Origin of the sequence: Hwanghaeella grinnelliae, assembly GCF_004005845.1 — a bacterium.
Classification (GTDB): domain Bacteria; phylum Pseudomonadota; class Alphaproteobacteria; order UBA8366; family Aestuariispiraceae; genus Hwanghaeella; species Hwanghaeella grinnelliae.
In genome coordinates this window covers 483,157-497,896 of sequence record NZ_SADE01000002.1, presented here as the reverse complement: position 1 = coordinate 497,896, position 14,740 = coordinate 483,157, and the positions used below count along the sequence as shown (strand labels likewise).

Genomic DNA, 14,740 nt, shown 5'->3' with positions numbered 1-14,740 from the left:
CAATAACTCAAAAGCTGGGAGGTCAGCATGAAAGCCAAGTATCTAGGCGTCGCCGTGTCGGCGCTGATTGCCACGTCGTTCGTCGGTGAAGCCATGGCGACGGAATGGAATGTCTCGCTCTGGGGCAAGCGCCGCGCTTTTACCGAACATGTCGAAAAGATCGCCGAACTGGTCAAAGCGAAGACCAATGGCGAATTCACCCTGAACATCTCTTACGGCGGTCTCGCCAAGAACAAGGAGAACCTGGACGGGATCTCCATCGGCGCCTTTGAAATGGCGCAGTTCTGCGCCGGGTACCATGCCGATAAGAACCCGTCGATCACGGTTCTGGAACTGCCGTTCCTGGGCGTAGATTCGCTGGAATTGGAAAACAAGGTATCGATGGCCGTCTATAACCATCCGGCGGTCCAGGCGGACCTGGCGCGGTGGAACGCGACGCTGCTGATGCCCACCCCGCTGCCGCAGTACAATGTGGTCGGTGTCGGTGATGCGCCGACCGCGCTGTCCGGCTTCGACGGCATGTCCGTTCGCGCCACCGGCGGGATCGGTGAAGCGATGGCGGCTCTCGGTGCCGTGCCGACCTCCATGTCCGCGACGGAAGTGCGCCAGGCCATGGACAGCGGTGTGGTGAAGGCCGTTTCCTTCGCCCCGCACGCCCATATGTCCTTCGGCACGGTTGAGAACGCCGAGTGGTGGACCACCAATCTGAACCCAGGCACCGTGAATTGCCCGGTCGTGGTCAACACCGACGCACTGGCCTCCCTCTCCGATGCCGAGCGCGACGCGCTGCTGGGATCGGTTGATGAAGCGATGGCCTATTACATCGACTTCTACAACGAAAAGACCATGGCGAAATGGGGTCCGTTGCTGGACAAAAAGGGGATCAAACAGATCACCTATGACGCCGACGCCATCGCCGACCTGAAAGCCAAGGTCGCCGGCCCTGCCGCCCAGAAATGGATCGAAGACAACAAGGCCCGCGGTTTGCCGGCCCAGGAACTTTACGACCTCGTCGTAAGCACCGTCTCCGGGAGTTAACCCTCCTGAACTTGGCGCCGGTCCCTGTCGGGGAATCCCCGTAACGGGACCGGTGTCCTTCATATTCTTCGGAGCACGTCATGGCGGGCCACGCCTCCATTCTGTCGGATGACAGCACCCTCAGCCGCATCGACCGGGCCTTCTTCAAAATCGAATCGGCCCTCGCCCTGCTCGGCGGGTTGGCCGTCTTTTCGTTGATGGTCCTGGCGGTGATCAGCGTCGGCGGGCGGAACTTCTTCAACCAGCCTCTGCCGGGTTATGTCGACTGGATTGAACAGTTGATGCCGGTGATTGCCATGATCGGCGTCGCCTATTGTCAGCGCCTGGGCGGTCACATCCGCATGGACATCCTGATCGGCCGCCTCAAGGGGCGGTTCCTTTGGGGGGCGGAATTCTTCTCCACCATCCTGATGCTGATCGTGATGATCCTGCTGGTTTGGGGCAGCTGGTCCCATTTCGATCGCTCCTTCGATTTCAATGCGCCGTTGTGGAGCCGGGATTCCAGCTTGGATATCCGCCTGCCGCTTTGGCCGGCGAAACTTCTGGCCCCGATCGCCTTCGCGATTTTATGCCTGCGCCTTGCGCTGCATGCCTGGGGTTATGCGCGTGCCTTTGTCCGGGGTGATGAGGAACCGGTCGCGGTCCCCTTGATCGAAGATCCCGCCGCCGTCGCCGCGGCGGAAGCGGAAAGTGTTTCCGGCATGGACGATGACGGCTTGGCGATGGGTGGAAACCGCAATGGATAGTATCGATATCGGCATCGCGGTCTCCGCGGCCATGCTGGTCATGGTGGTCATCGGCGTCCGCGTCGCCTTCGCCGCCGCCATCGCCGGGGTCGCCGGACTGGTCTGGATCTTCTGGGCCAAGAAGGGTTATGACGGCAGCCAATTTTTATGGGCGCTGACCGTCGCGGTGAAGACCGCGGGCCAAGTTCCCCATTCCAAGGTCGCGTCGCAGGCGCTTTCCCTGATTCCGACTTTTATCCTGATCGGCTATCTCGCCTACTACGCAGGATTGACGAAGAATCTGTTCGAAGCGGCCAAGCGCTGGGTTGGCTGGCTGCCAGGCGGGCTTGGCGTGTCCACCGTTTTCGCAACGGCCGGCTTCGCCGCCGTTTCAGGTGCATCGGTCGCGACATCCGCCGTCTTCGCGCGGATTGCGATCCCGGAAATGCTGAAGATCGGCTATGACAAGAGATTCGCCGCCGGCGTCGTTGCCTGCGCGGGGACCCTTGCTTCGCTAATCCCACCGTCGGCAATTCTGGTGATCTATGCGATCATCGTCGAACAGGATGTCGGCGCACTGCTGCTGGCGGGTTTCCTGCCCGGTGCGTTTTCGGCCATCATCTATGCCTCACTGGTCATCGGTATGGCGATGACGTTCAAGCGGTTGGGGCCGCCGGTGTCAGGCTTCACCTGGAAGCAGCGCTTCGCCTCCCTGCCCGGCGCGTTCCCGATTTTCTTCGTCGTCGCGATCATCATCCTGTTCATCTACAACCCGTTCGGCGGCGATGCCTGGGGCACCCCGACGGAGGGCGGCGCGCTCGGCGCGTTCGTCATTTTCATCATGGCTTTGATGAAGGGCATGCGCTGGCCACAGTTGAAGAGCGCTCTGCTGGAAACGGCCAAACTGTCGGTGATGATCTTCACCATCATCTGGGGCGTGCTGATCTATGTCCGCTTCCTGGGGTTCGCCGACCTTCCCGGCACTTTCGCGGAATGGATCGGGTCCCTGGAACAAAGCCCGATGCTGACGCTGATCATGATCCTGATGGCCTATGCGGTGCTCGGCATGTTCATGGATGCGATCGGCATGCTGCTGCTGACCTTGCCGGTGGTTTTCCCGGCGGTCATCGCCTTGAACGGCGGGGAAGGTGTTTCGGTCGCCGACAGTGCCTTCGGCATGGATGCGGTTGGGTGTGCCATCTGGTTCGGCATCATCGTCGTGAAGATGGCCGAGCTGTGTTTGATCACACCGCCAATCGGGCTGAACTGTTTCGTCGTCGCCGGCGTGCGGCCGGATATTTCGGTTCAGGACGTCTTCAAGGGCGCCTCGCCCTTCTTCGTCGCCGATGCCCTGACCATCGCCGGCCTGATCGCCTTCCCGGCCATCACCCTCTATCTGCCGCAATTGCTGCTGGGAAGCTGACCGCGCAAAACTGATATGCCGGGCCGCCACTTGCCCGGTTTCGCCGAAATATGCGTCAATGCGATGCAGGCCCCTCAGACCAAGAAAGGGGCGGCGAAACCGAACGGGAGGAGGCACGCGCATGACGCCGCGTATAACGCTATTGCTTGGGGACCGGAACGGAATCGGCCCCGAATTGATTGCCAGATTGCTGGCCGACCCGAAGACCGCCGACAGCGCGACGGTGGAGGTTCTGGGCGATCCCGCGGTGTTGGACCAGGGTATCGCCGCCGCCGGGGTGTCCCCCGATCCGAACGGTTTCAGCGTCACGCCTTTCACGCCCATCGAGATTATCGAGACCACACCGGGTATGCCGACGGAAGCAGCGGGCCGGGAAATGCTGGCCATGCTGGCGGAAGGCACGCGCCGGGTTTTGGACGGCAAGTCCGACGGGGTCGTCTTCGGCCCGCTCAACAAGGAAGCCATGCATAAGGGCGGCCTTACGCATGAGGACGAGATGCGCTACCTCGCCGATGTGTTGGACTTCCACGGCACGGTGGGCGAGCTGAATGTGCTGGGTGGGTTGTGGACGACACGCGTTACCTCCCATATCCCGCTGAAACATGTCGCCGACCATATCACCGTCGACAGCGTTTATGACGCGACCCTCTTTGCCCACCGCACATTGGCCTCGGCCGGGTTCGACCGGCCGCGCATCGCGGTCGCCGCGCTGAACCCGCATGCGGGCGATGGCGGCAATTTCGGAATGGAGGAAATCGAGGTGATCGCGCCTGCCGTGGAAAAGGCGAAGGCGCAGCAATTGGCGGTCGAAGGACCGTATCCGTCGGATACCGTCTTCGTCCGCGCCCGCAATGGGGATTTCGACGCGGTGGTCACCATGTATCACGACCAGGGCCAGATCGCGATGAAGCTGATGGGCTTCGCCGAAGGGGTGACGGTGCTGGGTGGCCTGCCGGTTCCGGTGACGACCTGCGGCCACGGCACCGGCTATGACATTGTCGGCCAGGGCGCCGCCAAACCCGGATCGATCACCAACGCCTTTGCGATCTGCACCGCGATGGCGCGCGCGCGAAACGCGGAAGCGGCCGCCTGAACAGAACAATCCAAAAGACAGGGAGAAGAGGATGAGCGACGAAAAAGCGCGCGTCGGCTTTATCGGGCTGGGCCTGATGGGTCATGCGGCGACCGCGCGGCTGGTCGATTGCGGGCATACGGTGACAGGCTACGACGTCGATACCGCCAAGATCGACGCGGCGGCGAAACATGGCGTTGCACCCGCGACATCCCCCGCCGATGTCGCCGCGGCGAGCGATATCGTCATCACCTGCGTTGTCGACACCAAAGCGGTGGAAGATGTGGCCTTGGGTCCGAACGGGGTCGTACAGGTCGACGGAAAGGGTAAGGTGCTGGTCGATATCTCAACGACTGTAATGGAGACCACCAAGGCATTGGCGGAAAAACTTCGCGCGGCAAACGGCATGGGCTGGGTCGATGCGCCCGTCTCAGGCGGGCCGCCGGCGGCGCGGTCCGGCGCACTGGCGATCATGGCTGGCGGCAGCGATGAGGACTTCGCCAAGGTAACCCCGGTAATGTCCGACCTGGCCGCCGGGTTCACGCATTTCGGCCCCGTCGGGGCGGGTCAGGTCGCCAAGATGGTCAACCAGATCCTGGTACTGAACAATTACTGCATTCTGTCGGAAGCTTTGGCTTTGGCGGAAGCGGGCGGTATCGACGCGTCCAAGATTCCGGATGCCCTGGCGGCGGGGCATGCGGGGTCGAACATGTTGAAATCCATGTTCCCGCGCATGATCGACCGCAACTATGAACCGGCGGGATATGCGCGCCAGATCCTGAAGGATCTGGACATGCTGCACGATATGGCCAAAGGGCTGAAATCGCCGACGCCGATGTCGTCGCAAACGGCCTCCCTCTTCCGGATCCTGATTTCCAAGGGGCATTCGGAACTGGACGGCACCGCGATCCTGAAGCTCTACGACCAGAAGGACAGCGTGTAACTCAGACCGGCCGGTAGATCCGTTGGGCGTTGTCATGGAACAGCGCCCGGATCTGCGCTTCCGGCAGATCGGCGACAATGGTCTTGAACCCGCCATAGATATCATCGAACGAGCCGGCCAGGGAATCGACTGGGAAGTTTGACGCAAACATGCAGCGCTCCCACCCGAAGATGCGGATCGTATCCAGCACCACATGGGCATTGTTCTCCGCCGTCCAGGGAATGCCGGGCAGGCCGATGCCGGAAATCTTCACCGCCGTGTTCGGTTGCGCGGCAAAGGTTTCCATGCCTTCCCGCCAGCCGGTCAGGGCTTCCGCGCTACGGTCGGACGGCAGGCCGGTATGGTTCAGGATGATCAGAGTATCGGGGAAATCGCGCGCCAGATCCGCCGCTTCGCCCAGATGCCACCAGGGTGTTTGAATGTCGTAGTGCAGCCCGTGTTTGCGCAGCAGCTTGAAACCTTCGCGGAATTTCGGATCGGCCAAGGATCCCGGCGCGCCGGCTACGAATTCCTGCGGCGAGGGGGTAGCGGCCGGTTTCTGGCGCACGCTGCGAATCAACGGATAGGCCGCATGCCCCGCCAGGACGTTTGCGATGTCGTCCCGCATGAACCAAGCCTGGCCGATCGCCGCGTGCGGATAGCCGGTCTTGTCGTGCAAGTCGTGGATCCAGGCGGTTTCCGCGACCGGGTCGGCGTTTTCCCATTCGGCTTCCTGGTGCACCGTCTTTACCACATTATGGTTGGCCGTAACCGCCTTGTAGTCGTCGGGCAGGAAGGTCTTCCGGATCGCGGCGTAATCCCCATAGCGGAACGGAATTATCTCATGGCACAGCCAGGGATGCTTGTTCATCGACAGATCCCAGAAATGCTGGTGCGGGTCGATGATGGGAAGAGATTTCATATCCATGGCGGCAGTATCGGCGCTTCCGTCCCCCCGTCAAGAAGGGGCGCCGCAAAGGTCAGAGGAGGATGGAGGAGGGCAGTTGCAGCGTCACCGTCGTACCGTCGCCGGGATTGCTTTCGATCGCGATGTCCCCGCCATGAAGCTCCATCAGACGCCGGGCGATGGGCAGGCCCAGTCCTGCGCCGTCGGGCATGGCGGTGAAGGTGGACTGCACCCGTCCGAAGGGTTCGAAGACAAAATCCAACTGCTCCTTGTCGATCCCGATTCCGTTGTCTCGAATCTTGATTTCCAATTGCTGCTCGGTCCGCGCTATGGAGATGCGAACGGACCCGCCGACGTCCGAATATTTCACGGCGTTGGACAAAATATTCAGCAGTGCCTGTTTAATTTTGCGCCGGTCAGCGTTCACCATCAGGTCGGCAGTGGTCATGACGTCGCTATTTGTCACCAAGGCGGCGTTGGTTCCCAGGTCGGCGGTAGTCCCCAACTGGTCTGGGATCAGCAGGCCCCCTGGCGGTAGGTCGGATTCCAGCATGACGCTTTTTTGCCCGGCGATCGGCGACATCATGGCCATGCATTCGCTGATCAAGCCGTTCAGGTCGAACGCCTCCCAGTCCATTTCCATTTTTCCGGCTTCGACCTTTGCCAGATCGAGCAGGTCCGAAATCAAGGCCAGCAGATGGTTGCCGGAATTGCGGATGTCTTGGATATAGTTCTTGTGTTTTTCATCCAGGTCGCCGAACACGCCATGTCCAAGCGCTTCGGATAGGCCGATAATTGCATTCAACGGCGTTCGCAATTCGTGACTCATATTGGCCAGGAAGGCCGATTTAGCGATATTGGCGGCCTCAGCCGCGGCGCGCGCTTCCTCCAGGGCAACCGTCTTTTCCTTTAATTCGGTAACATCGGTCGCAAAGCCGACGACGGCTCCACTGGGGGTACGGACTTTGGTTATCCGGAACCATCCTCGGTTCGGATAATAACGGTCGATCGGTTTGGTATTGGCTTCCCGCTGGGCGCGCAGCCGGTCGGCGACATGGGCCTCAAACTCTTCCAGTGGCACGACATCGACGGCGGATTCCCGGACAAGGTCCTCATAACGAATCCGGTTCGCACCGGCTTGCCGTTGGACACGTTCGAACGCCGTGCCGTGTACCCAACGGTAGAGCTCGTTGCAGGCGATCAGCCGGTCCTCGCTGTCATAGACGGCAACAGGGCCGGGGAACTCCTGAATTGATTCCCTAAGAATGAGGGCGTCGCGCACATGATGTGTGGCGTCGTGGTTTTCCCGTGATGTCCCCCCTCGTCCGTCAGCCATGGGCCAATCCTTCCGGGGATGTCGTTACAGCCACCAACTATGACAGACAAAGGCGGACCAGGGCAATTCCATAGAACTGCAAGCCGATAGAACAGCAAGGCGATGGCGGGCGCGGCGGCATGCCATAGAGATTTGGACGATTCCGCGTATGGCCGATCCGAATTATTTTTCGCGGGAATGCGGAAAACACGGTTTCCGACCAATCGCTAACTGGACCACGCGCGAAGCCCGTGCTTAAGATGTATTCGGGTAGTGCATAAATATTAATATCGTGAGTTGCCGAACCAAACGGCCGCGATGCATCGGCTACCCGGTCCCGGGGAAGAAATAAGAAGACCCCGGACCGTTGTCGAAATTTGGGAGGAAACAATGAAAAGAGCGTTCACATTGTCTGTGGCTGCCCTGTCCCTATGGGTTGCAGGTGCCGCGGTGGTTCAAGCCGGGCCGAAAGTGGTCTCTGGTCCGGGAGCCGATCCAGGCTGCTTCGCGCCTTGGAATGACGAGATAAAGTATTTTCAGTGGGACAAGCGGGACGGGCCGCACAAGGTGGCCGTGGTGAACGGCTTCGTGGGAAATACCTGGCGGATTCAAATGATCCAGACCGCCAAGGCCTATGTGGAACAGCCCGAAGTCGCCGCCAAAATTGAGACGTTCAAGGCAGTTTCGACCGGGACCGACGTGGCCGCGCAGCTCGGCGCCATCGAAGATTTCATCAACCAGGGCTATGACGCCATCATCACCATCGCCGTTTCCCCTGAAGGCTTCGACCGTGTAATCCGTCTGGCCGACCGGAACGATGTTGTCGTGGTACCGTTCGATAATATCCTGGACACCGACAAAGTCATGATGGTGAACGAGGATCAGCTCGAAATGGGCCGTATGTACGGCCGCTGGCTGATCGAACAACTGGGCAGCCAGAAATCCGGCAAGATCCTGGAAGTGCGGGGTCTGCAGGGCAATTCGGTCGATCGTGACCGGCATATCGGGTTCCGGGAAGTCTTCGAGCCGGCCGGCGATTGGGAAATCGTCGAGGTCGTCGGCAACTGGGATGACGGGACGGCCCAAAAGGTGACGGCGGACGCGATTGCTGTTCATGGCAAGTTCGACGCGGTTGTCGTTCAAGGCGGGTCCACCGGTACCGTGCGCGCGATGTTGGATGCGGGCCATCCGATGGTGCCGATCGCCGGCGAAGCGGAAAACGGGTTCCGCAAACTGTTGGCGGCGCATAGCGGTGACGGCCTGAAGGGTATCTCAATCGGTCAGTCCCCGGGCATGGTGGCCATCGCCATCAAGGCCGCCTTGGCCGCCCTGGACGGCAACAAGATGCCGCAGCTGATCTCGGTCCCGATTCCGTACGCGAAATACGACGAGTTGGAAGAAGGCAAGAACTACTGGCCGGACCTGACCGACAACTTCTTCACGGTGAACGAATTCCCGCCCTGTGGCGTGAATATCACGGCCCGTGAAATCATGGCGAAGGACGCCGAAAACACTCAGTAACGCGGGGCAGACAGTGGCAACGCGCGGCAAGTCCGTGCGCGGATGCCGCTGACCTGAAACGGGAACGGCGCGTTCCGGGGGTTCCGGAACGCGCCTGATCCTGTCCCGAATTCGACAATCGACCCGGCCAACCGGCTGCGGTTCCCTTCCCGAAAGTTTAGGATGCAGGGGTTCAGGATGCGGAACGAAAACGAACAGATCGCGTCGAAGCCAGGCAAGCCGACCTCGCACCAGCTGCCGCACGTTGTTCTGACGGGCATTTCGAAGCGGTACGGCGGGGTAACGGCGCTCGATACTGTCGACTTCGCTTGTTCGCGCGGATCGATTCACGCGGTCCTCGGCGAGAACGGCGCTGGCAAGTCCACGCTGATCAAGATCATGTCGGGGGTGGTGCAGCCGGATGCGGGACAAATGTCCATTGCCGGTCAGCCCGTTGTCTTTCCCAATCCCGCTTCGGCCAACGCGGCGGGTGTTATTTGCATCTTTCAGGAATTGTCCCTGATGCCCGACCTGACGGTCGCGGACAATATATCCATCGCTGATCCGCCGCGGCGTTTCGGCTTGATCGATTCCCGGGCGCAGCGCCGCCGCGCGGAAGAGGTCCTGGCCAGCATTGGCTGCGAAGACGTCAATCCGTTGAGTCGGATCCGCGACCTGCCCCTGTCGCGCCGTCAGATGGTGGAAATCGGCAAGGCGTTGACCAAGAATCCGTCTGTCTTGATTCTGGACGAAGCGACCTCTGCATTGACGGCCGCCGATGTGGAAAAGGTGTTCGACATTCTTCACCGGCTGCGCGACCAGGGCCTGTCCATCCTGACCATTTCTCACCGGATGCATGAGATCGAGGCCATTGCCGATATGTGCTCCGTCTTCCGCAACGGCCGCCACATCGAAACCTTCGTCGAAGGCACAAGAACGAATACGGAAATCGTGCAGATGATGATCGGGCGCGAAATTACCGCCCATTTCCCTCCCAAGCACGAACGCCCGCCGGACGATCCAAGCGCGGCGCCGGTGCTGGAGACGCGCGGCCTGAATTGGGAAGGGCGCCTGACCGACATCAACCTGACCGTCCGGCGGGGAGAGATCGTCGGCCTGGGTGGATTGGATGGTCAGGGGCAGAAGGAATTGCTGCTCGGTCTCGCCGGCGTATTGAAGAGTGTTTCCGGCGAAATACTGATCAATGGGAAAAAGACATCGGTTTCTTCGCCCGAAGCGGCAAAGGCCGAGGGAGCGGAAATCGCGCTTATCCCCGAAGACCGGAAAACCGAGGGCCTGATGCTGGGCATGTCCATCGCCGACAATCTGACTGCGGCGTCTCTGGGCCGGTATTCCCGGTTTCAGATTCTGGATTCTGCCGCGGTGACGGAAGCGGTTCGGTCCGGGATCGAACGCATGCGCATCAAAGTGGGCTCTCCTGAGGACCCCGTCTCCACGCTTTCCGGCGGCAACCAGCAGAAGGTCGTCATCGCGAAATGGCTGTTGACGGAACCGAAGATCATACTGCTCAACGATCCGACGCGGGGCATCGATGTGGGCACGAAGCAGGAGATATATCGCCTGCTGCGTGAGCTGGCCGATAATGGGGCATCGATCCTGTTCTACTCGACGGATTACGAGGAACTGATCGGCTGCTGCGACCGTGTCGACGTGATGTATGACGGGCGCATCGTTCGTGAATTGGTGGGCGACGAAATCAACGAGCATGAAATCATCGCCAGCGCCTTGAACATTGAAGGTGGGGAGGTGCCCGATTTCCTTGCCGGTTCCGATGGACAGGGGGGCGCGGTATGAAGACACGCAGCGCGATGACGGACCTTAAGATACGCGCGTCCCAGAATGTCGGCCTGCTGACGGCCATCGCGATCTTCGCGGTATTCTATATTTTTTATAACCTCAATCATCCGCGCGGTTTTTCCACCGCGGTTCTTATCCAGAATTCGAACGAGGTTTATGCGCTGGCCATGGTCGCCATGGCGCAAACCTTGCCGGTCCTGCTCGGCGGTCTGGATTTGTCGGTCGGCGCGGTTATGACCTTGGTGAACACCTTGGCAAGCCATGTCCTGAACGGCACCCCGTTCGAGATGTTTCTGGGTTTCCTTGCCTGTGTCGCGGCAGGCGCTGCTTGTGGATTCGTAAACGGCTGCGTTGTCGTTTACGGACGGTTGCAGCCGATCATTGCGACATTGGCGACCGGCGCGGTCTATATCGGCTTCGCCCTTTTCCTTCGACCTTCGCCGGGCGGGGATGTGGATGGGGATTTATCCTGGGCGATGACGAACGACTTGTTCGAAATTGCCGCCACCTACGGCTTTGCGGAAAACGGGGAAGCGGCCTGGTTCAAGACCATCGCCTGGATACCCACCCCGTTGGTCTTGCTGATTTTGACCGCCGTGTTGATCTGGATGCCGTTCCGGCGCTCCGTCACCGGGCGTACCGTTTACGCGATCGGGTCGGGCGAAGGGGCGGCCTATATGTCGGGCCTGAATATCGACCGGGCGAAGATAGCAGCCTTCACCCTAGGCGGGCTGTTCGCCGGTTTGGGTGGTCTTTACCTGGCACTGCAGACCTCGTCCGGTAATGCGGATATTCCACAGGCGGGCGCCTATACGCTGAACTCGATCGCCGCTGTCGTGGTGGGCGGCACGTCCCTGTTGGGCGGTGTCGGCACGGCGGTGGGATCGATCATCGGCGCGCTGGTTTTGCGCACGATTTCCTTCAACTTCCGGATCTTTGAGATCGACCCCCTTTTGCAGCCCCTGATCGAAGGGTTCGTGTTGCTGGCCGCGGTCAGTCTGGGGGCACTTCGCGTTTTGAAGGTCAAGAATACGCTTGAGCTGTTTCGGTGAGGGCCCCCCTTTTTTTGAAAGATGGGGATAGATGTAGGACGATGGGATGAGCAGTCTGGAAAGCACGGAAACCAAACGCTTCGGGATCAGCATTACGCCCGAAAACAAGCCGATCGTCATCGCGTCCGGGTTCGTGTTGGTGATCCTCGCGATCGGTACCGGTTATACCCTGGCGACGCAGGGGACGGCGACGCTGCTGTCACCGACCTATCTGTTGCAGCAGCTTCAGGTCGGGTCTTTCCTGGGGATTGTCGCGGCGGGCATGATGCTGGTCATTCTGCTGGGCCATATCGATCTTTCCGTGCCTTGGACCGTGGCGGCGTCCGCCATGATGGCGACAGCGGTCGGCGGCCCGGCGGCGATTCCGGTCGGCCTGACCGTCGGCCTGACCGTCGGCCTGGTGAACGGTTTCGGCGTCGCCTATCTGCGCATCCCGTCGATGATCTTCACGCTTGGCGTAAATGCGGTGATGCGGGGGTTGATGGTTGCCCATACCGGCGGTTTCGCGCCGCAGACCGCCGCGACGGATCTGATGCAATGGCTGGCGGTCGGAAAGGTGCTGGGTATCCCTGTCGCTATTCTGGTTTGGGCGGCCGTTTCCGTTGGCATGACCGTGCTGCTCAGCCGGTCCGCCGTCGGCAAGTCCATTTATATGATCGGCAACCGGGAAGCGGCGGCCTATCTTGCGGGTATTCCGACGCGGCGCGTGATTGTTGCCGCTTTCGCATTGTGCGGCATGGCCTCGGGCCTCGCCGGAACCTTGCTTGCCGGTTATTCGACCAAGGCCTATCAGGGCATGGGCGATGCCTATCTTCTGCCTGCCATTGCGGCCGTTGTCATCGGCGGCACGCATATTCTGGGTGGACGGGGCCGGTACCTGGGAACGGTGGTCGGCGTCATCCTTGTGGTGCTGCTGAACTCCGTCCTGTCGATCATGCAGCTGCCGGAGGCCGGACGGCAGGTGATCTACGGCTGCGTGATCATCCTGATGCTGCTGGTCTATGGGCGTGGCCAAAAAGTTACCCAGTAACATTGTGTGATAACGACGCCGCGAATTTTTTCAGTCTTCTTGGAATGGGGGATCAACCGTGATTACCGACACGTTCGAAGTGCTCGACAAACGTTTCACCAAATATGTGCTGGGCAATGTGCACAAGGAAGTGCTCTACACCGGAACCCGTTGGGCCGAAGGCCCGGCATACTTCCCGGCAGGGCGCTATCTGATCTGGTCGGACATCCCGAACAACCGGTTGATGCGGTACGACGAAACGGACGGGTCCGTTTCCGTCTTCCAATCACCCAGCCGGAACCAGAACGGCCATTCCGTCGACCGCCAGGGGCGTTTGGTTTCCTGCGAGCACCAAGGGCGTTGCATCAGCCGGATCGAGTTGGACGGCACCACCACCGTGCTGGTCGACAATTATCAGGGCAAGCGGCTGAATTCCCCGAACGATTTGGTCGTGAAATCCGACGGCACGATCTGGTTCACAGACCCAACCTATGGCATCGACGGGGAATACGAAGGCGATTTCGCTGAATCGGAGCTGGGCGGGTCCTACGTTTTCCGGTTCGATCCGGCGACCGGCGATTTGTCGATCGCCACCGACGATTTCGTGAAACCCAATGGCCTGGCCTTCTCACCGGATGAAAGCATTCTTTATATTGCCGATACCGGGGCGACCCATGTGGAAGATGGCCCGCGCCATATCCGCGCCTTTACCGTGGCGGAGGACGGATCGCTTTCGGGTGGGGAGGTCTTCGCCGAAAGCACCTGCGGTTTGTTCGACGGGTTCCGACCCGATATGGACGGCAATATCTGGACGTCGGCCGGCGATGGCGTTCACTGCTATACGCCGGGGGGCGATTTGATCGGCAAGATTCTGATCGATGAAGTCGTCGCCAATGTGGAATTCGGCGGCATCAAACGGAACCGGCTGTTCATCTGCGCGACGACGAGTTTGCAGGCGGTCTATCTTCGGACCCAGGGCGTGCCGCGCTTCGGGTGATTCAACCCGCCTTCCCGAAGGCAAAAGATGTTCTTCCGGGCCCGGCACCACCGGGCCTAGGCGACGGGGTGTCTTGTCTTCAGGCGCCCGGCGAATAATGCAGGTCCACGCCGTGACCGATGCGACAGTCTTTTTTGATGATCTCGAACCGCAAGATTCGCTCACCCGCGCCAGCGTTTTACTTCGCTATATCCTAATTAGCGAAGATAAACGCGGCATATTATAGTGTGTGGCTGTGGCGTGGAGTTGCACGATCCTGCGCCTGTTCCGGGGAGGATCATGACAGTCCGCATCAACGATATCGTGCCTGACTTCAAGGCCGAGACAAGCGACGGGTCGATCGATTTCTACGATTGGGCCGGCGACGGGTGGGTCCTGCTTTTTGCCCATCCGCGGGATTTTACCCCGGTCTGTACGACCGAACTGGGTCAACTCGCCCGGCTTCAACCGGAATTCGCGCAGCGCAATTGCAAGATCATCGGCCTCAGCACCGATACGGTCGCGGACCATCTGCGGTGGAAACCCGATATCGAAAAAGTCGCCGGGGTGCCGCTTTCCTATCCCTTGATCGCGGATTCGGACCTGCGCGTCGCAAAAGTGCTGGATATGGTGCCGTCCGATGTCGGCGTCAGCGCCAAGGACCGGACGGAGGCGCACACCGCGACCGTCCGGTCGGTCTTCGTCATCGGGCCGGAAAAGCGGATCCTGATGATGCAGGTATATCCGATGCAAACGGGACGGAATTTTGACGAAGTTCTGCGTGTGCTGGACGCGCTGCAAACAAGCGCGGCGCATTCTGTTGCGACGCCCGCGAACTGGCGCAAGGGGGAGGATGTAATCATCCCATCCACCCTGACCGATGACCAGGCCATGGCCCGCTATCCGCAAGGGTGGCGGACGGTAACGCCTTATCTTCGCTTTATCGCAGACCCGTCGGAATCCTGACGTCGCCTCGAAGCATC

13 protein-coding genes are annotated in these 14,740 nt (G+C 60.3%); 11 read left to right on the top strand and 2 right to left on the bottom strand.

Annotated elements, in window-relative coordinates:
- The first annotated feature begins 27 nt into the window (after positions 1 to 27).
- The 5 genes from EOI86_RS12985 (at position 28) to EOI86_RS12965 (ending at position 5,201) form a co-directional block, all read left to right on the top strand.
- Complete coding sequence (locus EOI86_RS12985) at positions 28 to 1,038, top strand: type 2 periplasmic-binding domain-containing protein (protein ID WP_127765614.1); 1,011 nt, start codon at positions 28 to 30, stop codon at positions 1,036 to 1,038.
- Between the two features lie 80 nt (positions 1,039 to 1,118).
- On the top strand, positions 1,119 to 1,784 hold the full coding sequence (locus EOI86_RS12980) for a TRAP transporter small permease subunit (RefSeq protein ID WP_127765613.1): 666 nt from the start codon (positions 1,119 to 1,121) through the stop codon (positions 1,782 to 1,784).
- The gene (locus tag EOI86_RS12975; RefSeq protein ID WP_127765612.1) at positions 1,777 to 3,186 is read left to right on the top strand and encodes a TRAP transporter large permease; all 1,410 of its coding nucleotides are present in this window, start codon (positions 1,777 to 1,779) and stop codon (positions 3,184 to 3,186) included. The genes EOI86_RS12980 and EOI86_RS12975 overlap by 8 nt, the downstream gene beginning before the upstream one ends.
- A 121-nt stretch (positions 3,187 to 3,307) precedes the next feature.
- Entirely contained in the window at positions 3,308 to 4,279 is a 972-nt protein-coding gene (locus tag EOI86_RS12970) for a 4-hydroxythreonine-4-phosphate dehydrogenase PdxA (protein WP_127765611.1), read from the top strand.
- A 31-nt stretch (positions 4,280 to 4,310) separates the two neighbouring features.
- A complete protein-coding gene (locus EOI86_RS12965; protein ID WP_127765610.1) occupies positions 4,311 to 5,201 on the top strand; it encodes an NAD(P)-dependent oxidoreductase in 891 nt (296 codons plus the stop codon).
- A 1-nt stretch (position 5,202) separates the two neighbouring features.
- Here EOI86_RS12965 and EOI86_RS12960 read toward each other — a convergent pair whose 3' ends face one another.
- Complete coding sequence (locus tag EOI86_RS12960; protein WP_205032193.1) at positions 5,203 to 6,108, bottom strand: amidohydrolase family protein; 906 nt, start codon at positions 6,106 to 6,108, stop codon at positions 5,203 to 5,205.
- A 52-nt stretch (positions 6,109 to 6,160) separates the two neighbouring features.
- Positions 6,161 to 7,423, bottom strand: a complete 1,263-nt coding sequence (locus tag EOI86_RS12955; protein ID WP_127765609.1) for a sensor histidine kinase — start codon at positions 7,421 to 7,423, stop codon at positions 6,161 to 6,163.
- Between the two features lie 369 nt (positions 7,424 to 7,792).
- On the opposite strand from EOI86_RS12955, the gene EOI86_RS12950 reads away from it, so the two are divergent.
- The 6 genes from EOI86_RS12950 (at position 7,793) to EOI86_RS12925 (ending at position 14,723) form a co-directional block, all read left to right on the top strand.
- The gene (locus tag EOI86_RS12950; protein WP_127765608.1) at positions 7,793 to 8,923 is read left to right on the top strand and encodes a sugar ABC transporter substrate-binding protein; all 1,131 of its coding nucleotides are present in this window, start codon (positions 7,793 to 7,795) and stop codon (positions 8,921 to 8,923) included.
- 177 nt (positions 8,924 to 9,100) lie between these two features.
- The gene (locus EOI86_RS12945; protein ID WP_127765607.1) at positions 9,101 to 10,717 is read left to right on the top strand and encodes a sugar ABC transporter ATP-binding protein; all 1,617 of its coding nucleotides are present in this window, start codon (positions 9,101 to 9,103) and stop codon (positions 10,715 to 10,717) included.
- Positions 10,714 to 11,772, top strand: coding sequence for an ABC transporter permease (locus EOI86_RS12940; protein ID WP_205032192.1), 1,059 nt, complete (start codon positions 10,714 to 10,716; stop codon positions 11,770 to 11,772). Before EOI86_RS12945 ends, EOI86_RS12940 begins: the two co-directional genes overlap by 4 nt.
- A 46-nt stretch (positions 11,773 to 11,818) precedes the next feature.
- Positions 11,819 to 12,802, top strand: a complete 984-nt coding sequence (locus tag EOI86_RS12935; RefSeq protein WP_127765606.1) for an ABC transporter permease — start codon at positions 11,819 to 11,821, stop codon at positions 12,800 to 12,802.
- A 58-nt stretch (positions 12,803 to 12,860) separates the two neighbouring features.
- The gene (locus tag EOI86_RS12930) at positions 12,861 to 13,778 is read left to right on the top strand and encodes an SMP-30/gluconolactonase/LRE family protein (RefSeq protein WP_127765605.1); all 918 of its coding nucleotides are present in this window, start codon (positions 12,861 to 12,863) and stop codon (positions 13,776 to 13,778) included.
- 279 nt (positions 13,779 to 14,057) lie between these two features.
- Positions 14,058 to 14,723 carry a peroxiredoxin gene (locus tag EOI86_RS12925; protein WP_127765604.1) on the top strand — a complete coding sequence of 222 codons (666 nt, stop codon included), beginning with the start codon at positions 14,058 to 14,060 and terminating at the stop codon, positions 14,721 to 14,723.
- The last annotated feature ends 17 nt before the right edge of the window (positions 14,724 to 14,740 follow it).